We start from the raw sequence: 22,854 nt of genomic DNA, 5'->3' as shown, positions 1-22,854 counted from the left end.
ACAAATCGGCATTGAACCGCAAGTTTACAAGAACTCGAGCCGAATCATCCACCGCGTATGGATTCGAAGGAAGCGCAAGTTTGATCCGCTCGTTAGCGAACGAACCAAGGCGCAAGCACAAGGCTGACGACTGACATCAACTTGATCAGGATATTGAGCGATGGTCCTGCCGTGTCCTTGAACGGATCGCCGACGGTGTCGCCGACCACCGCCGCCTTGTGTGCGTCGGACCCTTTGCCGCCGAAAGCCCCGCCTTCGATCTGCTTTTTGGCATTATCCCACGCGCCGCCGGCGTTGGCCATGAAGAGCGCGAGCATCACGCCGGTGACCGTCGCTCCGGCGAGCACGCCGCCGAGCGCTTCGACTCCTAAAAGCTTTCCCACGATGATCGGCAAGATGACGGCGCTTGCGCCGGGTAGGATCATCTCGCGCAGCGCGGCGCGCGTCGAAATATCGACGCAGCGGGCCGGATCCGGCTTCCCTTCGCCGCGCAATAGACCGGGTATTTCGCGGAATTGACGGCGCACCTCTTCGACCATGCCTTGTGCGGCGCGCCCGACCGCCGTCATCGTCGCCGCGCTGATGAAGAAGGGCATTGCGCCGCCGATGAACAGGCCGATGACAACAAGCGGATTGACCAAATTTAATCCGCGCGTGCCGAGTCCGACCGCAGAAGCATAAGCGCTAAAAAGAGCTAACGCCGTCAACGCGGCGCTGCCGATGGCGAACCCCTTGCCGATGGCCGCCGTCGTATTGCCGAGCGCGTCGAGGCCATCGGTGATCTTGCGCACTTCTGGCCCCAAGCGGGACATTTCAGCGATCCCACCCGCATTGTCGGCGATCGGGCCGTAGGCGTCAACCGACATCGTCACTCCGACAGTTGCGAGCATGCCGACGGCGGCGATCGCGATGCCGTATAGGCCGGAGAAGTGATAGGCGGCGTAGGTCGCCGCGCAGATGACGATGATTGGTAAGATGATGCTCCGCATTCCGACCGCTAATCCGCCGATGATGTTCGTCGCCGCCCCGGTTTGCGATGCGCTGGCGATGAAACGCACTGGCCGCGCCGAGGTGTAATACTCGGTGACGATGCCGATCAGGATCCCGGACAAGGTTCCTGAAAGGACGGCCCAGAATGGGCCGAGGATATCGTAGCTTGTGCCGTCGGCCCGCCGTTGCTCGATCGGCAGCCAGAGCGTCAGAAAGAAGGCGAAGACGAGGAAAAGAGAGGCGGCGATGAGTGTCGTCCAGCGCAGCGCCGCCGCCGGATCTCTTCGCTCTAGGACGCGCATTGCGCCAATGCCGATGATGGAGGCGAAGAAGCCGGCCATCGTGTAAGCGATTGGAAGACTGACGGCGTTGAAATTGTTCGTGATCTCCGCGTTCGTCGCGGCGATGGCGATGGCCGCGATCACCGCGCCGACGTAGGATTCAAAGATATCGGCTCCCATCCCGGCGACATCGCCAACGTTATCGCCAACATTATCGGCGATCACCGCCGGATTGCGCGGATCGTCCTCGGGGATGCCGACTTCGATCTTGCCCACGAGATCCGCCCCCACATCCGCCGCCTTCGTATAGATGCCGCCGCCGACGCGCGCAAAGAGCGCGATCGAGCTTGCCCCCATCGCGAACCCTGAGATCACTTCGGAAAACTGGCGCCACTCCGCGTCCGAAACGACATCGGGCACAAGGTAGTTGAAGATCGCGCCGATGCCGACCAGACCGAGGCTTGCGACGCAAAGCCCCATCACAGAACCGCCATTGAAAGCGGTACGCAACGCACGAGCCTGACCGTGCGTGCGCGCCGCTTCCGATGTGCGCACGTTAGCGCGCGTGGCCGCTTCCATGCCGGCTAATCCTGCAAGGATCGAACAGGTGCCGCCAGCGATATAGGCGAACGCGGTCCCCGCGCCCACGGCCCAGCCGAGAAGCGCCGCGACGAGGATCAAAAAAGGGATCAGAACGGTGTATTCGCGCCGTAGAAAGGCCATCGCGCCCGTATGGATCTGTTCGGCGATGAAATGCATCGCATCGTCGCCCGTCGGTTGACGTTTGATGGCGATGTAGGTGAGCGCAGCGAGAGCCAAGCCGAGCAGACCGGACCACAGGGCGAAATAGGCGATCGAAGGTGATGAAGAGACGAAACCGAAGATCAGAGCCTCGTGTTGGGCCATGCTGAATCCCCATCAAAACTTTCTGGCGGCGAGTATACTTCGAACACGATGCTTCAGCGGCATGTCGGATGATCGTCAGCGTCGCGTCTAAGGGCGAAAATTATCGCCTATTTCCGCCGCCGCTGCAACCTGACTTCCAACGACGGTGGGAGATCGCAGGCCCTGCGGCGACAGAAGCCCTCTCGAATCCGCTTGAGGGCTTCGCCGTTCGAGTCGATCGATCCATCGCTTCGGACTTAACAGAGTTAGTTGGCCGGATCGTTCCGATCCGCATACAGCATCCAACCGAGCAGGTTGCATCCGAGCCCGAGCAAAATGGTCGCGATCCCGCAGAAGACGCGCGCGTTCATCGTCGCCTCTGAGGAGGCGAGGGCGCGGATGGATTCGGCGAATTCGCTAAACATCTCGCCAGCGCGCAGTCCGTGCGGGATGATGAATAGGCCCAAGGCGATGAGCAGAAAACCGATGGCCATCAGCTTCAACGACGGCGTCGCCCGATTAGGTCGTCCCAAACGCCGCCCGACATCGCTATGCGTATAGCCGTAGGAAGTGTAAACGGACAAGCCCAGCATCAACCACCCGATGAATCTCCACCATGAGGCGGGCGGCAGATAGTACATCAAAAACAGACAGGAGAGCGCGCCGAGCGTGGGCAGCAGCACTGGACCGAGGGGAACGCGAAAGGGGCGCGGGCGTGAAGGATCCTTGAATCGCAAGACGATGACGCCGAGACAGACGAGGACGAAAGCGAAGAGCGTTCCGATGTTGGTCAGATCGACCATCTCATCGATGCTCGCCACACCGGCCACTCCGCCGACGGCCAATCCGGTGATGATGGTCGTGACGTGGGGCGTGCGAAAACGCGGGTGAACGCTGGCGAATGCGGGCGGTAACAGCCCATCCCGCGCCATCGAAAAGAAGATGCGCGGCTGGCCCAGTTGAAAGACGAGCAAGACCGCGGTCGTCGATACTACGGCGCCGATGGCGACCACCAGTTGTTGCCACGCCGCCTGCGGAGCGCTGTATTGCAGGGCGAGCGTGAGCGATTCGGAAAGACCCTCTGGCGGCAGGCGGCGCAGCTCTTCGTAAGGGATGATGCCGGTGAAGGTCGCGGAGACGAGGACGTAGATCAAGGTGCAGATGACGAGCGAAGCGATGATGCCGATGGGAAGATCGCGTGCCGGATTCTTCGTCTCTTCGGCGACGGTCGAAACGGCATCGAAACCGATGTAGGCGAAAAAGACCACCGCCGCTCCGGCCAGCGTCCCGGCCCAGCCGTTCGGTTGAAAGGGTCGCCAATTCTCCATCAGTTCGGTCGGCGTGATGTGGCGTAACGCGACGATGATGAAGAACAAGAGAACGCCGATTTTGACGAGAACCATCACAGCGTTGAAAGTCGCCGATTCCTTGATCCCCCAAACGAGGATCGCCGTGATCAGCATGACGATGCCGAAGGCGAGAAGATTGAAGACGATGGGGATGCCGAAAAGCCGCGGCGCTGCCGCGATGACTTCGGGCGATGCCGTGCGGTAGTTGGTCGCCAGCCACTGTGGAAAGTCTATGCCGAGAGAGCGCAGTAGAGCGTTGAAATAGCCGGCCCAACTGATCGCCACCGCGACGTTGCCTACGGCGTACTCGATGATCAGATCCCAACCGATGATCCAAGCGACGATCTCGCCGAGCGTGGCGTAGGAGTAGGTGTAGGCCGAGCCCGAGATCGGAACCATCGAGGCCAATTCGGCGTAACAGAGCGCTGTGAAGGCACAGACCACCGCCGTGATGACGAAAGAGAGCATCAGCGATGGTCCAGCCCCAGGTCGCGAGGCATCGCCAGCAGCGGCGGTGCCGACCGTCGTGAAGATGCCAGCGCCGATGATCGCTCCGATGCCGAGCAGCGTGACGTTGGTCGCCCCGAGCGCGCGGCGGAGCGAAAACTGCGGTCCACCCGCTTCGGCGAGGATCGCGTCAAGGTCCTTGGTGCGAAAGATACCGCGCAGCAAGTTCTCTCTCCCTAGATGGAGGGCCTGTGCCCCATTCTTCTAGATCACCGCGCGGAGTTTGTCACAGCAACCGACTCGAAAGCAACAGCCCAGCGCCTCGTCCGACTCGCCAACTCGATGAGCGCAGAAGCGACTTTGAATCGCAGATCCCGAGCGAGAACGCCGCTTCCGCGCCCCGTTGGGCTCAGCGGTGAACCGGACATCTTCGAAGCTCGCCGGTTCGTCCCGAGCGATTTCTACCTTTAGTTCGCAGGCGAGGTGGAGTTCGATTGACGCTCCGCATGCCCTTTGTTAGACTTCGCTCTCTGAACCGAAAGTTGCTCTCGGCAAAGAGGCGATTCGTTCGCTGGCCCACTCGGCCAGGCAGACTGCGTTTGGAACGAAGTGGCGATCCCGAACCTATTTCGCGAGGTTGAAGCGGTACTGTGTATCCATTTCGCAACATCCTCTTCCCGACCGATTTCTCCCCTCACGCGCACGCTGCTCTCAAATACGCCGCCGCTTTCGCGCGTGAGAGCGGCGGACGTCTAGTCGTTCTGAGCGTGCAAGAAGGGAGCGTGCCGGCCAACTTGCTTTCGCTCCCCGATCGCGCCTTGGAGGAAGAGGGAAAGGAATGGTTGAGGACTTTGCGGCGCAACGTGCGCAACACGCTTGCCGATCCGCTGCTCAGCGGATTGGAGGTTGAAACGGTGATCGTCGAAGGCGAACCTGCGGCGGAGATCGCACGGGCGGCGCGCGATTTTCACATCGATCTGATCACCGTCGCGACGCATGGGAGAAAGGGATTGGCGCGCTTCCTGTTCGGTTCGACCGCCGAGGAGATCATCGCCGAAGCGCCTTGCCCCGTGTTGAGCGTCCGCCCGCCGCAACACGATTTCGTCGAACATAGAGACGGTCGCACGGAGATCCATTTGAACCGCATCCTTCTGGCGACGGATTTCCGTCCCGTGACGGAAGCCGCCGCCCGTTTGGCCAGCGAAATCGCGCGGCGCGCTGGCGCGGAGTTGCATGCCATCTACGTCATCAGCGACTTCGTCGATCAGATGGCCGATCTGCTCCCGGATAGCGGCAACCAGACTCTGCGCAACCTGCGCGCTTATGCGCAAGAGCGAATGAGTCGGCTGGCCCGCGAATTGGGCGGAGCCGTCTCTACTCACATTGCTGAAGGGCGGCCTTACGAAGAGATCGTGCGCCTCGCCATGGATGGCGATTTCGATCTGATCGTCGCCGGGACGAGCGTTCATCCATCGCTGTTCGGCGGCGCGGCCTCTCTCGGCCAAGAGATCGAGCGCATCGTGCGCAATGCTCCTTGCCCAGTGCTTTGCGTTCCAGCAGGTCAAGTGATGACGTCGGCCCCCGCGCGCATCGGCGATCCTCTCCCCCAAACGTGAAGCGCCGATCTGATCGTCTTCAAAGCGCGCTCTGCGCGAAAGGCGTCGGGCACATTACGCGGGATGATCGCAATGACCTTCCTCGTCGAGGTCTGCTATGGGAGAAGCTCTCCGTAAAAGGCTCAAGCAGGAACGTTTTGAAAGTTCCGTGCAAGAGGCGCTGCTCAACCTCCTCGTCGCCGCCAATCACGTTCGCGAGCGCTTCAATCGAGAGTTCGCCCGCTACGGCATCACGCTCACGCAGTACAACGTTCTGCGCATCTTGAAAGGCGTCTATCCAAAAGGCCATTCGCGCGGCGAGATCGCCCAGCGTATGATCGAACGCGCGCCGGACATCACTAGGTTGATCAGCCGTTTGGAGGAACGCGGATTGGTCGAACGCGACTCGTCGGAAACCGATGGGCGACTTTCGATCGCGCGCATCACGCCGAAAGGACTGGCCTTGCTCGATGAGATGCGCCCATCTTTGGATGCTTTGCACAGATACTTTGCCGAGCGCGTCAGCGGCGCGGATCAGCACGAGCTATCGCGCATCTGCGAGAAGATCTACGAAGATTGAGAGGGCGAGCGGAGAAGATATTTGTTGCAACCTCGGTCAACTCGCCTTCGGCGGCGCGCATGACTTCAAATTGAGAGGGCGAGCGGAGAAAATATTTGTTGCAACAAAGAAGCTCTTATGCTAGGCTTAGGGCCATCGTAGGGCAAAGACGCGAGCCACTGTCCGCCCGTCGCCCCTACAGAACGGCGGGTGGGCAGTGGTTAAGCTTGATCGGCGAATGATCGGTTCTGATTTGCGTCGTCCATAGAAGCAACTCCTCCCTATCGGAACGAGGTACGCTGTCAATCAACGAGCGCTTAGCTCGCTAGCAAGCCAACGTGGAACTTTGAAAGCGTTGCCGTTGAGGCAACGCTTTTTTTCTTCTCCGCTTTTTCGCGAATGAAAGATGGCAAAGCGAGTTAGGGCCGCCAATGTTGAGGCAGCGCTTCTTTTCTTCTCTGCTATTCCGCTCTTCCCCATCGGCATGCCTTCCTCGAGCGAGAGGCATCCTCTGCCGGGAGGCAGCTTTCCGGCGCTGAAGATTTAAGGTCGAAGAAAGGTTTCGATAAACGGGGCGCAACGTTTGGCTGTCAGCATTCGCCGCGAACGATTAGCGGCCCTCGATGGGCGAGGCTTTACGACCTTTTAGGAGGCATGTTCGATGGAGAGGAAGGGCATTTCGCCACGAGCGTGGATTCATTGGCTGTGGATCATATTCATGACGATCGTTTTCGTCCCACATTCGGTGGCGCAGGTCGATACGGCATCTTTGACCGGGCTCGTCACCGATGCGAATGGCGCGGCGATTCCCGATGCGCGAGTCATCGCACGCGATCAGGAGACGAATGCGACCTTTCAGGCGATGACGGGAGCGGATGGTTACTACACTTTCACCGCATTACGCCCGGGCCTTTATACGATCAGCGTCGAGCGGAGCGGCTTTCGGCGCGAAATGCGATCCGCTTTGAAGCTTTCGATCGGGCAGCGGGCGCGTTTGGATTTCACTCTCGCCGTCGGAGATGTCGCGGAGGTTGTCACCATCACGGACGAGCCGCTCCAATTGCAGCGCGAGGATGCTTCTCTCGGAAATACCGTGGACAATCGTCGGATCACCACGCTGCCGCTGGCGCAAAGGACGTGGGATGATCTGCTCGTGCAGGTTGCGGGCACGCAAGGCGACCCGTACACGGAGCAGGCGGGAGGCACGGCATCCGGGCGCACGGGCGGAGTTAACATTCACGGCACGCGCTCTTTGATGAACAACTTCGTTCTCGACGGACAGGACAATAACTCGATTTCGACCAACGTGCAGGAGCTTTCCACACAGGTTGCGCGCCCTTCGATCGATTCGATCGCGGAATTCAAGGTCATCACATCGCAATACGCCGCCGATACGGGGCGTGCAGCGGGCGGCGTCATCAGCGTGACGACACGTTCTGGGACCAACCAGTTTCGCGGTCTCGTCTACGAATATTTTCGGAACAAGATCTTCGATGCTAACGATTTCTTCTCCAACCGGCTGGGCCGAAAGAAGCCACAGCGCAACCAGCATCAATTCGGCGGCAATCTGGGCGGTCCGATCGTGCGCGATCGCGCTTTCTTCTTCGCCGACTACGAAGCGACGCGCATCAGGCAAGGCGTCTTGAGAATTGCGACCGTGCCGCTCGATGCGGAAAAGCGCGGCGATTTCTCCGCATCGTTGGGGGATGAGTTGCTCTTCAATGGCCAGCGCGTTCCGATCTTGAACCCTGATGGTACGCCATCGGGCCAGTTTGTTCGCCGCGGTCAGATATTCGATCCGCGCACGCAGGTTCCAAATCCGCGCTTCGATCCCTCGCAGCCAGTTTCACCTCTCAACCCGCGCTTCATCCGTCAGCCTTTTCCCGGCAATCGCATCGCGGATATAGATCCGATCGCTGCGCGGCTTGTGGCGTTGTGGCCATCGCCAAATCTTCCGGGACGGGCGAACAACTTCGCCCGCACGCCGGGCATATCCGATGATCAAGATCGGTTCACGACGCGGCTCGATTGGCGCCTCAGTGAAGGGAACGATCTTTTCGGTCGCTATGCATACAGCCGCCGCGATCGTTTCGTCCCGGGATTCTTCGGCGGCCTCGCCGACGGGACGGACACCTCCGCTTGGGGAAGGAACGAGATCATCAGTCATGCGCTGACCATCGGTTGGAACGCGGTGCTTTCGCCGAAGATCATCAATCAATTCCGTTTCGGGTATTCGCGCGCCGACGCCGAAGCCAAACAGGAGCCGTTCGGGCAGGGTTCATCGAGCGATTTTATCGCTGGCATCCCCAATAACGCCGAGGTGCAAGGGGGGCTTCCCGGCGTAGTCGTCTCCGGTTACAGCCCGCGTTTGGGTTCGCCCGACTTTCTGCCGAAATTTCAGCGGTCGGAGCAGTTTCAGTTTACCGACACGCTTTCTTACGTGCGCGGCGCGCATAGTTTTCGTCTCGGCTCAGATGTGATGTGGCCGCTTCGGCTCGATTATCTCGATGTTCCAGCGACGCGCGGGCGCGTCTCTTTTGACGGAAGTTATACGCAATTTGCCGGAGGGCTTGCCGGCACGGGCGCACCGTTAGCCGATCTTCTCATCGGTTGGGCGCGCAACGCGGCGCTCGCCAATCTATTCATCGTCCATCAGCGGCGTTACATGTACGCCTTCTTCGCTCAAGACGATTGGAAGGCGACGCCGCATCTGACGCTCAACCTCGGGTTGCGTTACGATTTCGGTTCGCCAGCTTATGAGGCGGGCAACCATTTGGCCAATTTCGATCCGGAGGCGGGAAGGCGCGCGCGCACGCCACAGGAAGCGCTCGCTGCGCTGCGCCTCGCCAAGGACGGCGATCTAGCTGATCGTGCGCTCGTGCGTCCAGATCATCTGAACTTTGCGCCGCGGTTTGGCTTCGCTTATTCGCTGGCCGAGTCGTGGGTGCTTCGCGGAGGTTACGGCATCTATTACAACTTGATCGATCGCATCGGATCGGAAGATCAGCTTTCGCTCAATCCGCCCTTCCTCGTCAATTACAACTTCACGAGCGATGCTTTCACGCCGGCGCTTCGGCTGAGCGCGGGCTTCGCTTCTGACACTTTATCGCCAGCGAAAGTTGATGTGCGTCGCGTGCAACTTCGCGCTGCCAATCCGAATGCGCGCACGCCCTACATGCAGCAGTGGAGCCTCAGCCTTCAACGGCAGTTCGGACGCGATTGGTTAACTGAAGTGAGTTACGTTGGGAGCAAGGGGACGCACTTGATGACGTTGCGCGATCTGAACCAGCCGCTGCCGGGCGCAAAGCCGGCTGCCGTCAACGATCCGGATCCCAACATCTCATTTCCGGCGCGCTCGCTCTTCTTCCCATATCCGGCTTACGGCTTGATCGAATATCGCGACGATAACGGAATCTCGAATTATCACTCGATGGAAGTGACGCTCGATAAACGTTTCAGTCACGGGTGGACGACGCGCGTCGCCTACACGCTTGCGAAATCGCTCGATAACTCCTTCGAGCACTTGACGAGCGGCGGTTCGAACTCTTTTCCGCAGAACGCACGTGACGTTCGTTCTTGGTATGGGCCATCGGATTTCGATGTTCGTCATCGCTTGGTCATCAACGGGATTTGGGAGCTGCCCTTCGGCAAAGGGCGCGCTCTATTGCGTAGCGGCGTTAGCGCCGCCGTCCTCGGCGGCTGGACCATCGCTGGCTCGTTCAATTTTCGCTCCGGTCTGCCTTTCACCGTGACGCAATCGGGAGATCCGCTCTCTCTCGGCTCGCTTTCGACGACATTGCCAGATCTGATCGGCGATCCGCGCGTTTCCGCCCCGACGGTTGAAAGGTGGTTCGATCCGCGCGCTTTCCGCGCGCTGCCGAACGGTTTGAATCGTTTCGGCACGGAAGGGCGCAACATTTTGCGCGGACCGAATTTCGCTTCGCTCAATCTGGGAATCCATCGCCGCTTCGGATTGGGCGCAGAGACGCGCTACTTGGAATTCCGCTGGGAGATGTTCAATGCGCTCAATCGGGCCAATTTCGGGTTGCCGAATAGAGATCTGCAAAGCTCGAGCGTGGGAACGATCACCACTTTAGCGGGCGATCCGCGCGTCATGCAATTCGCTCTGCGGTTAAATTTCTAAACGGAGGGTGAGCGGAAGGTGAAAGGGAAGCTCTCGATGATTGCGCTGCTGATCGTCATCAAAGCGCTGAACGCTTCTTTGGCATCCGGGAGCACGCCACCTCTCCGTCAGCGGATCGAAAAACGCTTCAAGATAGCGCGACCAAAAGCGGATAGCGAGCGCTACGTTTACATCCCGTTCGAGGTGCCGGCGAATGCGGTCAGACTGAACATTGAGATCATCTACGATCGCGCTGGCGGCGCCAATGCGCTCGATCTCGGTCTTTTCGATGCTCGTTCCACCGGAGAGGCAGTGGACCAGAAAGGGTTCCGCGGTTGGAGCGGCGGTCGGCGATCTTCGATCTCCATCGCGCGCGCGAGCGCGACGCCGGGTTACCTCCCCGGACCGCTCTTTGCCGGGACGTGGCGCGTCATCCTCGGCTTGTATCGCCTCGCTCCGAACGGCGTCGAGGTCACACTGCGCATCGAGATAGAAAAAGAGAAGGAGGAACAGAGTTCGATCATTTCCCGCCATGCGCTACGCTCCGAGAACAGCCCAACCTATAGCGCAGTTGCGATGTCCGTCGCGCGCGCACCGCGACGGACATCGTTCCCACCTTCATCTTCCTCACGCTCGGCGAAAGAACGAGATTCGCCTATCGGAGGTTGGTTGCGAGGTGATCTGCATCTGCACACGGTTCACAGCGACGGCGATTTGACGGTCGCGGAATTGGTCGAACGCGCGCGCGCAGCCCGGCTGGATTTTATCGCCATCACCGATCACAACACGCCGAGCCATCACGCTGAAATAGACGCTCTCCTGGCTCAGGGAAAGATTTCGCCGCTCATCATCCGTGGCGAAGAGGTGACGACTTATGGCGGCCACTTCAACGTTTGGGGATTGAGCTCAGGCGAGTGGGTAGATTTTCGCCTAACGCCGCGCGATCCGGCGAAGTTATCCCGAACCATCCGGCATGCGCGAAGTTTGGGCGCGATAGCTTCGATCAATCATCCTTTCGCCCCGTGCGATGGTTGCGCTTGGGAGTATGCCGAGAGCGAGAAGCTCTTCGATGCGATAGAGGTTTGGAATGGGGCGTGGGACGATTCGGACGAACGGGCGTTAAAACTTTGGGATGAGATTTTGCGTCGCGGCGGGCGGATCGCTGCCGTCGGCTCAAGCGATGCGCATCGTGTGACGGATCGTCTGGGCCAGCCATCTACTTACGTGCGCGCTAGGACGCGCTCAGAAGGCGCGATCCTCACCGCGATTCGCACCGGACGCGCCTATGTGGCGGATCTAGCGTCGGACTTTCGGCTCGCTTTTTCGCTCCGAGTGGCAGGCGCGAAGAAACTTTATGGCATCGGAGACTTTGTGCCATTGCGCGCGCCGCAGGAGATAGAGTTGAGCGTGAAGGTCGCGAGCGCGCCTTCAGGCGCCATCGTCAAGATCATCTCGAACGGCAAAGTGATCGAAGAGTTCGCGCCCGATGGGAGAGAGAGGATTTTCAAACTGCGAAGCGAAAACGCATATTACCGTCTCGAACTACGCGATCATGAGGGAAGGATGCTCGCCTTCACGAATCCGATCTACGTTGGATCTAAAGAGCGTACACGATGAGGAAAACTCTTTTTCTGTCTCATTCACGAATCCGATCTACGTTGGATCGAAAGCCGAAGGGCCGCTCTTCCTTAACCGATCCACCTCTCGCTGAGAGGTCCGCGATGGGACGCTTTGCGACCAATCTTCGCCTGAGGAGAGGAACGGGGCTTTTGACCGCGCTCTTCGCGCTCGCGCTGCCTTTGAGCGCCAACGGGCAGCGAACCGGGACGATTTACGCGCGTGACTTCAGTTTGATGGAGGCGAGCGAACTCGGGTTCGAGATCGAGGCGCGCGCAGTTGGCACTTCGTGGGAGCGGCAGGGGGCGGAAGCCGCCGTGTTGATCGTCTATCTCGATGGGATGCGCAATCAGGACCTGCTGCTTTGGTCCGGAGATAGCTTCTTTACCTACCGAATACTTCTCGGTCGGGCATCGGCAGGACGGCACACCGTCTCGCTTTCGCTCGATGCCGCGAGCAGGGCGAAAAACGCGCGCGCGGTCGAGATCCGCTCGGCGCGCCCTCTTCTCTTCAACCGGGCCAATACGTCGGAAGAGGATTTGATCGCGATCGCAAACGCCCCCATAATCGGCGCGCGTAGCGATTCGATAGAGCGCTTCACCGACATACCGCTTCTGATGTACTACGAACTAACGCGCGGACCTGAAGATCTTCTTCGCCTGCGTTATACGCTCATCTTCTCGAATGAGGATGGAGGCACGCAAACCGCCGCGCTCATGGCTCGTTGGGGAAGGACGACCGACATCGAGTGGGTTTATGAATTGAGCTTACGCGGAGGCAGAATAGAAGAAGCCTCTTATCAAGGCGTCGAACATCGCACCAAGCCTTTCGCCGGACGAAAGATTCAAGGCGATCATCCGTTGCTTACGGTCGTTTCATCGAACAACAACTTCTCGGACCTTCCATCTCCGACGAGGCGTTTCGCGCCGCTGCCCATTCGCGTAGAACTCAAATCCGCTTCGCGTGAAAGCGTCATGGATGCGCATCCCTGGATCTATCGCATCATGGCTGAGGAGCTGAAACGCGAAGGGCGAATAGGCGAATCGCCATCCGATCTAGACAAGATCGCTGATCCGCGTGATTATCTGTATATCGAGGCGCGGGCCGAAGCGAAAAGCGGCCCGATCGCTTTCGAGGTGCAGATGGATGGGGCGCGGCGAGCCTTCCGCTCCGATGGCTGCGATGAAAGATTATGCGTCGAGCGGGAGGGATACTTTCGCGCCGCCGTGCGACTCCCCAAAGATTACGATCCAAGGCGCATCACCAGTCTTCGCATTCGCTGCTGCGGTTGTCGCGAAAATTTGAGCTGTTCGCCTGAGCGCGTAAAGGTGCTACGCGCTTTCAAGTTGGATCGCGATTACATTCCGCATCAACTCGAAGTTGACCGCTGGCTTCGATGATCGAGAGGGGGTTCGAAGTTGGGCCAGCCCTGTGATACTGATGGCCGGGACGGCGCGCACTAAAACGGGTCGTAGAGGCGATGGATCGCTTCGGGCGTCCAATCAGCGAGATTGGGAGTGACGATCTCAGCTCCGGCTTCGCGCAAGAGGTGCGCCGATACGGTATTGGTGACTGCGAGCGTGCGCATTCCGGCAGCGCGCGCGGCGCGCACTCCGGGCGGAGAGTCCTCGATCGCCAGGCACTCTGCGGGTGATAGCTGACTTTCACCGCGACGGTAACGCGCCTCATTCAGCAGGCGAAAGGCGCGGTTGAAACATTCCGGATTAGGTTTGCAAAGTTGCACATCTTCGGCGCTGACGATGACCGTAAAAGTCGTCTCGAGTCCAGTGCGATTCAAGATGTCCGCGATCTCGCGGCGGCGAGACATGCTGACGATGCCGAGCGTGTAGCGGCGGGCGCAAGCTTTGATGAAATTGATGACGCCTGGAAAAAGGGGCGGCTCCCCTTCGAGCATTCGACGATGTAACTCCGTCTTACGCTTCAGCACGCGGGTGAGCGCCTCGTCGGATAACTCTTTGCCCGCGCGCGCGAAGGCGCGGATCACAAATGTCACTTCATCCGTGCCGAGCGAATTGTAGTAATCCTCTTCCGTAAGCGCGATGCCTTCGGGCTTCAACGCCTCCTGATAGGCTTGGAGTTGGAGCGGTTCGTCGTCGATAATGACGCCGTTAAAGTCGAATAGGATGGCGCGGATCATTTCCCCTCTGTGATCTAAAGCGAGTTTTTAATCAGAAAGCCGTTGCGTCTCACAACGGCTTTCTGCAAACGGAAGGCCACTCGCGCCGCAAGAGCCTAAACTACCTTGTATTCCGAATCGACATCTTCGTCCGCCCAAGCGACGCGATAGTTGGGCGATTGCTTCTGCTTGGTGATGAGCAGATCGTCCTTGGTCTTCAGCAGATCGGCGCGATTGTAGACCGATAGCTCGAAGTTGTAACCGTGCGTGATCGCATCCTTCGGACAAGCTTCGACGCAGAAGCCGCAGAAGATGCAGCGCCCGTAATCTATGTTGTAAACGGCCGCATAGCGATTATCCACGCCGATCCGCTCTTCGTACGGGCGCGGGTCATCCGCCGCGACGATGTAGATGCAGTCCGACGGGCAGGCCGCCGCGCATAGGAAACAGGCGACGCACTTCTCTTTGCCGTTCTCATCAACGTGAAGCAAGTGCTGCCCGCGATAGCGCGGCTGCACGGTGACGGGTTCATCCGGGTACTGAACGGTCCACTTCTCCTTCGGTATCTTCGAGAAGGTGACGCTCATCCCCTTGATGATCGCTTTGGTCGATTCGACGATGTCGCTGATGATTGACATGGCGTTATATTCAAACCAACGGTTTCGGTTCCTCGGATCGAGAGCCGCTCTTCGTCAAACCATTTCGAGGCGGCTGAAGAAGTAAGCGATCTCGATCGCCGCGTTTTCGTCCGAGTCGGAACCGTGCACGGCGTTTTCGCCGACGGACGAGCCGAACTCCTTGCGAATCGTCCCTTCGGCAGCCTTCGCCGGATCGGTCGCGCCCATCAGATCGCGCCACGCGCGCACGGCATCCTCCTTTTCCAGTACCATTACAACACAAGGACCACTCGACATGAAAGCCGTCAGCTCGCCGAAAAAAGGTCGCTCGCGATGGACGGCGTAGAAGCCTTCGGCCTCTTCGCGCGTCATGCGGATCAGCTTCATCGCGCGAATGTTGAAGCCGCGGTCGATGATCCGTTGCAGGATGAGTCCGATCTTCCCTTGTCTTACAGCATCGGGTTTGATGATTCCAAGCGTCAAATTGTTAGCCATGAAGCGCTCCTCGGTCGTGAAAACTCTAGAACTCAGAATTCAAGAATGTAGAAAACTTTGCGACGCTAAAGCTCGATAAAGCGCCTTCGGGAAACGGGCGCAGACAGAATCGATCGAGCGCTCGGTTGATCGAATCTTTCGTCTCGCGTTGCGGCGTCGTTCGCCTTTCTCAAAGCTTCATGTTTCACAAACGCGAGTCGCGCAAAGGCGCGCTGGCATCCGATCCGATGGTTTCGGGATCGATCGTTCCGCTCGAAGCTTTGCCTAACCGTAAAGGCCACGTTGCCCCGAACGCTTTGGCTGCGACCCGCATTCTTTCTATCCCCTCAAAGCCTCCTTCATCGTCGCGCCGATCTCCGCCGGCGAGCGGACGACGCGGATGCCCGCTTGTTCGAGCGCGCGCATCTTCTCCGCCGCCGTCCCCTTACCGCCAGAGATGATCGCGCCCGCGTGGCCCATACGACGGCCCGGCGGCGCGGTCTGCCCGGCGATGAAAGCGACGATCGGTTTGGTCACGTACTTTCGGGCGAACTCGGCGGCCTCTTCTTCCGCCGTGCCGCCGATCTCGCCGATCATCACGATGCCTTCGGTTTCGGGATCGTCTTGAAAAAGCCGCAGCGCATCGGTGTGCGTCGTGCCGACGATGGGATCGCCGCCGATGCCGATCGCCGTTGACTGGCCCAAACCCAGCTTGGTCAACTGGTCCACCGCTTCGTAGGTCAACGTTCCCGAGCGCGAGACGACGCCGATCGGCCCTTCTTTGTGGATGTGGCCCGGCATGATGCCGATCTTGCATTTACCCGGCGAGATGATGCCCGGACAGTTCGGCCCGATGAGGCGCGTCGCTCTCCCTTCCAGATACCTTTTGACCTTCACCATGTCGAGCACGGGGATGCCTTCGGTGATGCAGACGACGAGCGGCACGCCGGCGTCCGCCGCTTCCATGATCGCGTCAGCGGCGAAAGCTGGCGGCACGTAGATGACCGAAGCGTTAGCTCCCGTCTCGCGCACGGCTTCGGCGACCGTGTTGAAAACGGGCACGCCTTCGTGCGTGGTTCCGCCCTTGCCGGGCGTCACACCGCCGACCACCTTGGTGCCGTATTCGATCATCTGCCGCGTGTGGAAGGTCCCCTCTTTGCCCGTGATGCCTTGCACGATGAGGCGCGTGTTGCGGTCAACGAGTACGCTCAAAGTTACGTCGCTCCGAATGGCTTCGAGATGAATCGCAAAACGCGATAGTATAGCACGAGCAAGGCGCGCAGCCGAAAGCGCTGAGATGTTGATGGGAGACAGGGTATCGCTCGTGAGGAGGCCGTGATGGGAAGACGGCGAAAGCGACGAGGAGTTCATGCGTTTCGCTCTTCGGTTCGAGCGATGCGCGACCCTCGTCCTTCACGCAAAGCTCTAGCCGCCATAATCCCCGAGTCTGCGGGAGACGGGGGCGGCGACCAAGTTTGGATCAGGTGATAGATGGGTTGTGCGCCGTCAATCGAAAGTGCGCCATGTGGCGCGACGCTAACAGTTGCCGCAAACGCTATAGAGCTATGATATATAATGAGCGACCATGACGGAGAGCGAACGGGCGCAATTCGAGCGATTGATTCGTGTTGGATTGGAGGTGCAAGCGAGATTAGAGCGCCTCAAACCATATGTTGCCGGCGGTACGGCAGCTGCGCTTCACGCGGGCCATCGGTTTTCGATGGACATCGATTTTCTGACATCTGAACTTGCCGGTAATTTTTACGAAGTCAAGCGGGAAATAGAGAGTTGGCCGGAATGGAAAACCGCGCGTGAAGTGGTCGGTGTTATGATCCTCGGAAGTTTCGAGGGAAAACAGATCGGTCTTCGACAGCAGAGAAGATCCTCCCCTGTTGAAACTACGATAAGTGATCGTGGGTTGAGGCTGGCAACACTTGAAGAGATGGTCCTCATCAAAGCCCACCTATTGACGGAACGCGGCGCGTTGCGGGACTATGTTGACCTTGTGGCGCTAGTTGACAAGATGGGCTTTGAGAAGAGCTTAACGGCGCTCGACCGACTCAACGAATTGTATCCGTCGCGATCGAGTTTGACGCGACGCCTTCGGTTGGCCGAAGCCCTTTGCCGCAAACCGGCAGATGCTGATGATGTGAAACTCTCTGAGTACAAGGGATTAATCACGCCTTACGATCAAGAGGAGTATATCTACGAGCGTGGGCGAATGTTGGCCGCATCGCTCGCTCGACGTGAGTTGGAACGACAGAGCGAAAAGAGGCTGACAAGAGAGCAGGAAGAAGGACGTGTAAGATGATCGATTTTGCTCGTTCGCTCAAGCGCGCGTCATCGCCGGACGAGATGACCCAAGTTGAGTTGGTGAATTTAATCCAACACGGCGGAACGGACGATTGGCGTTGGCTATATGGCAAGATTCGCCAAAGCAGCGAGTGGCGTGCGCGCGTTAGGCGCGCCCTCAGACAAGTCGACCCTGTATTTGTCGGATCGCGGCGGTTGTGGGAGACGCTCCTTGAGGAATACAACGATCAGGATGGGTGCGACCTGCGCGTCAGTAAGTGGTGGCTTGAGGATGAGCCGAGTGGAATTTAAGGCTTTATGCTAAGCGGGCGGCGTGAATGGATCTCGCCCCGAGCGCCGCGTTCTGGATGTAGAAAGACGGTCAGGCTCGAAACCTTTTTCAGATCTTCGCGTTTGAAGGTCGTCGAACCGAGCGCTTCGAAGTCTGTTTCAAGCTCTTCGGCGATCCGCGCCAAATTGCGATTGGGTCTCTCATGTTCGGCAGATAGGATCATGATCTCGAGCGTCCCCGCACTGTATGTCAAAAGCGGCCCAACACTGTCTTGATGCTCTCCCGACGGCGATCTTGGTCTCTTCGCTCAACCGAGCGCGACGGTTTGGCCGTAACTTGCCGTTTCCGCGCGCCAGCCGAAACGCTCTGCGATGTGCGCGCGTAAGGCTTCGGCGGCGTGCGGCTCGCCATGCGTGAGGAAAATGGTCCGGGGCGCGCGTTCGAGCCCGCTCAACCAAGCGAGCATCTCTTCGTAATCGGCGTGAGCTGAAAGGCTGCTGATCTGCCGGACGCGACACCGCACGGGGATCATCTCCTTCATGATCTTGACTTCGCGCGCGCCGTCGAGGATCTTCCGTCCGGTCGTCCCGGCGGCTTGATAGCCGACGAAACAGATGATGGCGCGTTCGTCCGGCAAGATGCGCATCGCGTGGTGGAGCACGCGCCCGCCCGTCATCATTCCCGATGAACTGATGATGATGCGCGCACCGCGCTCCTCGTTCAAGCGTTTCGATTCTTCGCGTGACGAGGCGATGAGCATCGACTGAGTGTGCAGCGGGCGGCGCTTCAACACGACCAGATCGCGGTACTCTTCATCCTGCTCCTCGCTCCGATTTTGGTAGATCTGCGTGATCGCGTTAGCCATCGGAGAGTCGACGCGCACGCGCAGAACGGGAATGCGCCCTTCGTCTTCTAGTTCACGGATCAAATAGAGAATCTCTTGCGTGCGCCCGATGGCAAAACTCGGAATAAGAAGCGGAGCGTCGCTTTCAGCGGCTTCATTGATGACGGCGGCCAGAAGATCTTTCGGCGGCGTGCGGTCGTGCAGTTGATCGCCGTAGGTCGATTCGAGAAGGAGATAGTCACAAGCGGGCGGCGGCGCAGGCGGGCGGATGATCGGCTGATCGAGGCGGCCCAGATCGCCCGAAAAGAGAACGCGCAGTGGCGGCGCATTCACGCCTTCCGCTTCGACGAGGATGTGACTTGCGCCGAGGATGTGCCCGGCGACGTGAAAGCTCGCGCCGATGCCGCGCGCCGCTTCGACGGGCGTGCCATCGTTGCTCGCAGCTCGCAAAAGATCGAACACGGCGCGCGCGTCCTCTTCCGTGTAGAGCGGGAGCGCGGGCGTGTGCGAAGTCAAGCCGTGGCGGTTGCGATAGTCGGCCTCTTCCTCTTGCAGCCGCGCTGCGTCGAGAAGCGAAACGCGAAGCAACTCGGCGGTCGCGCGCGTGCAATAGATCGGGCCGGAGAATCCGCGCGCGACGAGACGCGGCAGATACCCGATGTGATCGATGTGCGCGTGCGTGATCAGGCAGGCATCCAAAGCGGCGGGATCGAACGGCGGATCGGTCCAATTCAACTCCCGTAACTCTTTGAGACCTTGAAAGAGGCCGCAATCGACGAGCACCCTAGCGCGCTCGGTTTCGATCAGATATTTCGAGCCGGTGACCGTGCCGGCGGCGCCCCAAAAAGATAACTTCAGCATCGAACGTCCTTTCCATTTGGACCAGTCATCGCGGCGAAAGAGCGTCGGATGAAGAGCTGGCGCAAGTTCGATCAGCGTGCCGATTCGAACTCGACGCCCTCGTAGATTTCGCTCAACGGCAGCTCGCTGCCGAGCGAATTCAAGCGCAAGACGGCTTCCATCCCTTCGATCGTGCGTTCGAGCCAGCTTCCGTCTTGCTGTTTCGTTCGCTGTGTGACGTGTGGCCGATCTTGCGCGATCAACAAGTATTCCTCGAAAGTCGGGATCGACTTGTACCACTCGAATTTCATGCCGCGATCGTAGTTTTCGGTCGTCGGCGAAAGCACCTCGGCGATCAACACGGGATTGACGAGCGCGTCGAGCACTTCGATGCGCCGAAACTCCGCCCGTCCACAAGCGACGCTCACGTCGGGATAGCGATAGGGCGGCGCTGCAGGGACGAAGAGAGCGATGTCGCTTCCGTAAACGCGACATCCTTGGGAAGCTAAGCGGTTGCCCAAGTGTCGCACAAGATTACTCGCTATCGCGCCATGTTGACGAGTGCCGCCGGACATCAGGAAGATTTCACCGTCGCGGTACTCGAACCGCCGCTCCGAACTTCGTTCCAGCGCGAAATATTCTTCGAGCGTGAAAAAGCGTTCGGGTTGTGCCGACATCTAGCGCCTCCTTTCAAGAGCGCTCAAGGCTCTAGCCTAAATCTTACGCGAAAGCGCAGAGCCTTCAACCTCGAACTTTCCGTCCTCAACTTGACGACCTGCGCGCAAGCGCGACCACCTTCTCCGCCGCATCCTTCATGCCGTCGGCAACCGTGAAGTTCAACCCCGATTCGCGTAGGACGCGCTGTCCTTCTTCAACGTTCGTTCCTTGCAGCCGGACCACGACCGGCACTTTGACGCCTGTCTTGCGCGCCGCTTCGACCACGCCGCGCGCGACCATGTCGCACCGGACGATGCCGCCGAAGATGTTGATCAGCACGGCGCGCACGTTCTCGTCGGCGAGCAGGATGCGGAAGGCGGCTTCGACGCGCTCTTGCGACGCACCGCCGCCGACATCTAGGAAGTTCGCCGGTTCGCCGCCAGCGAGCTTGATGATGTCCATGGTCGCCATCGCCAGTCCCGCGCCGTTGACCATGCAGGCGATGTCGCCATCGAGCTTGATGTAGTTCAGATCGTACTTCGACGCTTCGATCTCCAGCGGCTCTTCCTCGTTCAGGTCGCGCAGTTCGGCGTAGTCGGGATGGCGGAAAAGCGCGTTATCGTCGAAATTCACTTTAGCATCGAGCGCGATCAGGCGTTTGTCCTTCGTCAGCAGGAATGGATTGATCTCGACAAGGGACGCATCCAGTTGCTCATAGGCGTTGTAGAGCGCGAGCATGAACTTCACGGCTTGGTTGATCAGCTCAGTCGGCAGTCCGAGACCGAAGGCGAGCTTGCGCGCTTGAAAGGGGCGAAAGCCGATCGCCGGATCGATCGTCTCTTTCAGGATCTTTTCGGGCGAGTGCGCGGCGACCTCTTCGATCTCCATGCCGCCCGCCGCCGAAGCCATGAAGACGGGGCGCCCGATCGCGCGATCGAGCACGATGCCGAGATAAAACTCCTGTTCGATGGGCAAGCCTTCTTCGATAAGGAGCGTGCGCACTTCGCGCCCTTCCGGTCCGGTTTGATGCGTGACCAGTTTGCTGCCGAGCATGCGCGCCGCGATTTCGCGCGCCTCTTCGGGCGTCTGGGCCAGTTTGACGCCGCCCGCCTTGCCGCGCCCGCCAGCGTGAATCTGCGCCTTGACGACGACCGGCGCGGTCGCCAACCCCTTCGCCGCTTGATAGGCTTCGTCGGGCGTGCGCGCGACGATGCCGCGCGGAACGGCGACGCCATATTTTTTCAATAGTTCTTTGGCCTGATACTCATGAACGTTCATCTGCAGACCTCAAGCTAGAATTCTTTTATGATCGAGAGCGCGAGAAGTGTAGCTGCACGGCGTGATCCATCGCAAGTTGATAGCGGTCCTATGATAGCGGTCCTAAAAGAGACGAAGAGCTTTCGGCACCCCCGCTTCTCAAGCCTTTGAGTCTTTCGCGATCCTGATGCCGAAAGCTCTCTGAACTGGTCGGGACGGCGAGATTTGAACTCGCGACCTCACGCACCCCAAGCGTGCGCGCTACCAGGCTGCGCCACGTCCCGGCAAATTGAAAAGGTATGGCAGATGTTATGGGTTTGTCAAAGCGTCAGCGCCGTTCGTTTGTGCCCTGCGGGGCGCGATCGCCGTCGAGAAGTTCAAGCAGTTCGATGAGATTCTGCCGAAGCGCGCGCAGCGCCAGACGTTGTTCTTCGGTCAGGGACGAAGAGTTCCCGGCGATGAAAGGAGAGACTTCCGCCCCTTGTGCCGGGGCGAGCGGTTGTGGCCCGCTCATCTCCGGGGTCACGACCTTCAACTTGCTGGCATTGCGCAGTTCGTTGGCCAGCTTCTTCTTCGCGCCGGCGATCGTGTACTGTTCTTCGTAGAGCAGTTCTTTGATGCGCAGCACCATTTCCACATCGCGCTTGCGATAGGTGCGTTGTCCGGCGCGATTCTTCTGCGGCGCAAGCATGGGAAATTCGGATTCCCAGTAGCGCAACACGTGCGCTTGCACGCCGGTGATGGCGCAAACTTCGCCGATTTTGAAGAACAGCTTTTCGGGAATCGTCACAGCCGCGCGATTCATCGTCCGCTCCCGAAACGACTGCCAATCTTTTGGGCATGCATGTTATCGCGTGCACGCCGACGCTGTCAATCTCCTTTTTTATCAAAGATTAAGAGGGATGCCGCGGGGCCTCTTCGACGAGGATCGTGCGCGCCAGCCGAGAATCGAGCGCGTGAACTCGTTTGCCTATGCGCACCGTGACCGGCCCTTCAAATGGCGCCCGTTCGATCAAACGCAGGTGCGCGCCCGGGACCAAACCGAGAGTGGCGATGTAGCGCAAGCGTTCGGCATCCTGGTCGCGAACGCGCACGACCCGCAAACGTTTACGCAACGGGGCATCGGCCAGCGTCATCGTCGCTGTTTCGGGAAGAGTGCCGTCAAGGGCAGGGATCGGATCGCCGTGCGGATCGAGCGTCGGATCGCCAAGATGCGCCGCGATCCGCGCTTCCAGCTTCTCCGAAAGGACGTGCTCTAAGACCTCGGCCTCCTCATGCACCTCGTCCCAACTGAAGCCCAGTGCTTTGACGAGATATAGCTCGATGAGGCGGTGATGGCGGATCACCTCTAATGCTATCTGGTTGCCGAGCGGCGTGAGCGCGACTCCGTAGTAGGGGCGGTATTCGACGAGCTTGAGATCAGCCAAAGTTTTAAGCATGGCCGTGACGGACGATGGCTTGACACGCAAGCGTTTCGCCACATCGGTCGTTTTGACCTGCGCCTGCTCTTGCGCCATGAAGTAGATGGTCTTCAGATAGTCCTCGATGACGGGCGTGATGCCCGCCGGAAGCTGTTTGCGCGCCACCGCTTTGGCCAT

The 22,854-nt window shown here is 59.3% G+C and carries 19 protein-coding genes and 1 tRNA gene; 7 read left to right on the top strand and 13 right to left on the bottom strand.

What is annotated here, in order from left to right; genetic code table 11:
• Positions 1-92 precede the first annotated feature (92 nt).
• Entirely contained in the window at positions 93-2,177 is a 2,085-nt protein-coding gene (locus tag PYK22_RS13895; protein WP_041978211.1) for a sodium-translocating pyrophosphatase, read from the bottom strand.
• 245 nt (positions 2,178-2,422) lie between these two features.
• A complete protein-coding gene (locus tag PYK22_RS13890; protein WP_083437868.1) occupies positions 2,423-4,177 on the bottom strand; it encodes an amino acid permease in 1,755 nt (584 codons plus the stop codon).
• Positions 4,178-4,602: 425 nt separating this feature from the next.
• On the opposite strand from PYK22_RS13890, the gene PYK22_RS13880 reads away from it, so the two are divergent.
• The 5 genes from PYK22_RS13880 (at position 4,603) to PYK22_RS13860 (ending at position 13,246) form a co-directional block, all read left to right on the top strand.
• Positions 4,603-5,568 (top strand): universal stress protein, encoded by a 966-nt coding sequence (locus PYK22_RS13880; protein WP_041978207.1) that lies wholly within the window; start codon positions 4,603-4,605, stop codon positions 5,566-5,568.
• Positions 5,569-5,665: 97 nt separating this feature from the next.
• Positions 5,666-6,127, top strand: coding sequence for a MarR family winged helix-turn-helix transcriptional regulator (locus tag PYK22_RS13875; RefSeq protein WP_041978205.1), 462 nt, complete (start codon positions 5,666-5,668; stop codon positions 6,125-6,127).
• A 697-nt stretch (positions 6,128-6,824) separates the two neighbouring features.
• Positions 6,825-10,250 carry a TonB-dependent receptor gene (locus tag PYK22_RS13870; protein WP_041978203.1) on the top strand — a complete coding sequence of 1,142 codons (3,426 nt, stop codon included), beginning with the start codon at positions 6,825-6,827 and terminating at the stop codon, positions 10,248-10,250.
• Positions 10,251-10,268: 18 nt separating this feature from the next.
• A complete protein-coding gene (locus PYK22_RS13865) occupies positions 10,269-11,846 on the top strand; it encodes a CehA/McbA family metallohydrolase (RefSeq protein ID WP_041978201.1) in 1,578 nt (525 codons plus the stop codon).
• A 104-nt stretch (positions 11,847-11,950) separates the two neighbouring features.
• Positions 11,951-13,246, top strand: coding sequence for a hypothetical protein (locus tag PYK22_RS13860; RefSeq protein WP_041978197.1), 1,296 nt, complete (start codon positions 11,951-11,953; stop codon positions 13,244-13,246).
• A gap of 59 nt (positions 13,247-13,305) precedes the next feature.
• Here the strand turns inward: PYK22_RS13860 and PYK22_RS13855 are convergent, their stop codons facing one another.
• The 4 genes from PYK22_RS13855 to sucD form a co-directional block, all read right to left on the bottom strand.
• Positions 13,306-14,004, bottom strand: a complete 699-nt coding sequence (locus PYK22_RS13855) for an HAD family hydrolase (RefSeq protein ID WP_041978195.1) — start codon at positions 14,002-14,004, stop codon at positions 13,306-13,308.
• Between the two features lie 95 nt (positions 14,005-14,099).
• Positions 14,100-14,621, bottom strand: a complete 522-nt coding sequence (locus PYK22_RS13850; protein ID WP_041978192.1) for a NuoI/complex I 23 kDa subunit family protein — start codon at positions 14,619-14,621, stop codon at positions 14,100-14,102.
• Between the two features lie 54 nt (positions 14,622-14,675).
• Positions 14,676-15,095: a nucleoside-diphosphate kinase gene (ndk, locus tag PYK22_RS13845; protein WP_041978190.1), complete on the bottom strand. Its 420-nt coding sequence runs from the start codon at positions 15,093-15,095 to the stop codon at positions 14,676-14,678.
• A 318-nt stretch (positions 15,096-15,413) separates the two neighbouring features.
• The gene (gene sucD, locus PYK22_RS13840) at positions 15,414-16,286 is read right to left on the bottom strand and encodes a succinate--CoA ligase subunit alpha (protein ID WP_041979092.1); all 873 of its coding nucleotides are present in this window, start codon (positions 16,284-16,286) and stop codon (positions 15,414-15,416) included.
• A gap of 373 nt (positions 16,287-16,659) precedes the next feature.
• On the opposite strand from sucD, the gene PYK22_RS17795 reads away from it, so the two are divergent.
• Both PYK22_RS17795 and PYK22_RS13830 read left to right on the top strand, forming a co-directional pair.
• A complete protein-coding gene (locus PYK22_RS17795) occupies positions 16,660-17,385 on the top strand; it encodes a nucleotidyl transferase AbiEii/AbiGii toxin family protein (RefSeq protein WP_060635692.1) in 726 nt (241 codons plus the stop codon).
• Positions 17,382-17,678, top strand: coding sequence for a hypothetical protein (locus tag PYK22_RS13830; RefSeq protein ID WP_157770894.1), 297 nt, complete (start codon positions 17,382-17,384; stop codon positions 17,676-17,678). Before PYK22_RS17795 ends, PYK22_RS13830 begins: the two co-directional genes overlap by 4 nt.
• On the opposite strand, the gene PYK22_RS13825 is transcribed toward PYK22_RS13830, so the two are convergent.
• The 7 genes from PYK22_RS13825 to PYK22_RS13795 form a co-directional block, all read right to left on the bottom strand.
• Entirely contained in the window at positions 17,675-17,911 is a 237-nt protein-coding gene (locus PYK22_RS13825; RefSeq protein WP_060635691.1) for a hypothetical protein, read from the bottom strand. The genes PYK22_RS13830 and PYK22_RS13825 overlap by 4 nt on opposite strands.
• A 54-nt stretch (positions 17,912-17,965) precedes the next feature.
• Positions 17,966-19,363: an MBL fold metallo-hydrolase RNA specificity domain-containing protein gene (locus PYK22_RS13820; RefSeq protein WP_060635690.1), complete on the bottom strand. Its 1,398-nt coding sequence runs from the start codon at positions 19,361-19,363 to the stop codon at positions 17,966-17,968.
• A 71-nt stretch (positions 19,364-19,434) separates the two neighbouring features.
• Complete coding sequence (locus tag PYK22_RS13815; RefSeq protein WP_041978184.1) at positions 19,435-20,019, bottom strand: Uma2 family endonuclease; 585 nt, start codon at positions 20,017-20,019, stop codon at positions 19,435-19,437.
• A gap of 85 nt (positions 20,020-20,104) precedes the next feature.
• Positions 20,105-21,277 carry an ADP-forming succinate--CoA ligase subunit beta gene (sucC, locus tag PYK22_RS13810; RefSeq protein WP_041978181.1) on the bottom strand — a complete coding sequence of 391 codons (1,173 nt, stop codon included), beginning with the start codon at positions 21,275-21,277 and terminating at the stop codon, positions 20,105-20,107.
• A gap of 186 nt (positions 21,278-21,463) precedes the next feature.
• Positions 21,464-21,540, bottom strand: a tRNA-Pro gene (locus PYK22_RS13805).
• Between the two features lie 44 nt (positions 21,541-21,584).
• A complete protein-coding gene (locus PYK22_RS13800) occupies positions 21,585-22,061 on the bottom strand; it encodes a MerR family transcriptional regulator (RefSeq protein WP_041978178.1) in 477 nt (158 codons plus the stop codon).
• An 88-nt stretch (positions 22,062-22,149) separates the two neighbouring features.
• The gene (locus PYK22_RS13795) at positions 22,150-22,854 is read right to left on the bottom strand and encodes a metal-dependent transcriptional regulator (protein ID WP_041978175.1); all 705 of its coding nucleotides are present in this window, start codon (positions 22,852-22,854) and stop codon (positions 22,150-22,152) included.

Origin of the sequence: Pyrinomonas methylaliphatogenes, assembly GCF_000820845.2 — a bacterium.
In the GTDB taxonomy this organism is placed as follows: Bacteria; Acidobacteriota; Blastocatellia; order Pyrinomonadales; family Pyrinomonadaceae; genus Pyrinomonas; species Pyrinomonas methylaliphatogenes.
Note: the sequence above shows the minus strand (reverse complement) of the source record. Positions and strands in the feature narration are given on the sequence as shown.

Coding starts and splice junctions, on each gene's coding strand:
- PYK22_RS13855 (WP_041978195.1), bottom strand. CDS start 14,004: ATGATCCGCGCCATCCTATTCGACTTTAACGGCGTCATTATCGACGAC.
- PYK22_RS13875 (WP_041978205.1), top strand. CDS start 5,666: ATGGGAGAAGCTCTCCGTAAAAGGCTCAAGCAGGAACGTTTTGAAAGT.
- ndk (WP_041978190.1), bottom strand. CDS start 15,095: ATGGCTAACAATTTGACGCTTGGAATCATCAAACCCGATGCTGTAAGA.
- sucC (WP_041978181.1), bottom strand. CDS start 21,277: ATGAACGTTCATGAGTATCAGGCCAAAGAACTATTGAAAAAATATGGC.
- PYK22_RS13795 (WP_041978175.1), bottom strand. CDS start 22,854: ATGGCCAAAGCGGTGGCGCGCAAACAGCTTCCGGCGGGCATCACGCCC.
- PYK22_RS13870 (WP_041978203.1), top strand. CDS start 6,825: ATGACGATCGTTTTCGTCCCACATTCGGTGGCGCAGGTCGATACGGCA.
- PYK22_RS13800 (WP_041978178.1), bottom strand. CDS start 22,061: ATGAATCGCGCGGCTGTGACGATTCCCGAAAAGCTGTTCTTCAAAATC.
- PYK22_RS13830 (WP_157770894.1), top strand. CDS start 17,382: ATGATCGATTTTGCTCGTTCGCTCAAGCGCGCGTCATCGCCGGACGAG.
- PYK22_RS13815 (WP_041978184.1), bottom strand. CDS start 20,019: ATGTCGGCACAACCCGAACGCTTTTTCACGCTCGAAGAATATTTCGCG.
- PYK22_RS13895 (WP_041978211.1), bottom strand. CDS start 2,177: ATGGCCCAACACGAGGCTCTGATCTTCGGTTTCGTCTCTTCATCACCT.
- PYK22_RS13820 (WP_060635690.1), bottom strand. CDS start 19,363: ATGCTGAAGTTATCTTTTTGGGGCGCCGCCGGCACGGTCACCGGCTCG.
- PYK22_RS13860 (WP_041978197.1), top strand. CDS start 11,951: ATGGGACGCTTTGCGACCAATCTTCGCCTGAGGAGAGGAACGGGGCTT.
- PYK22_RS17795 (WP_060635692.1), top strand. CDS start 16,660: ATGACGGAGAGCGAACGGGCGCAATTCGAGCGATTGATTCGTGTTGGA.
- PYK22_RS13850 (WP_041978192.1), bottom strand. CDS start 14,621: ATGTCAATCATCAGCGACATCGTCGAATCGACCAAAGCGATCATCAAG.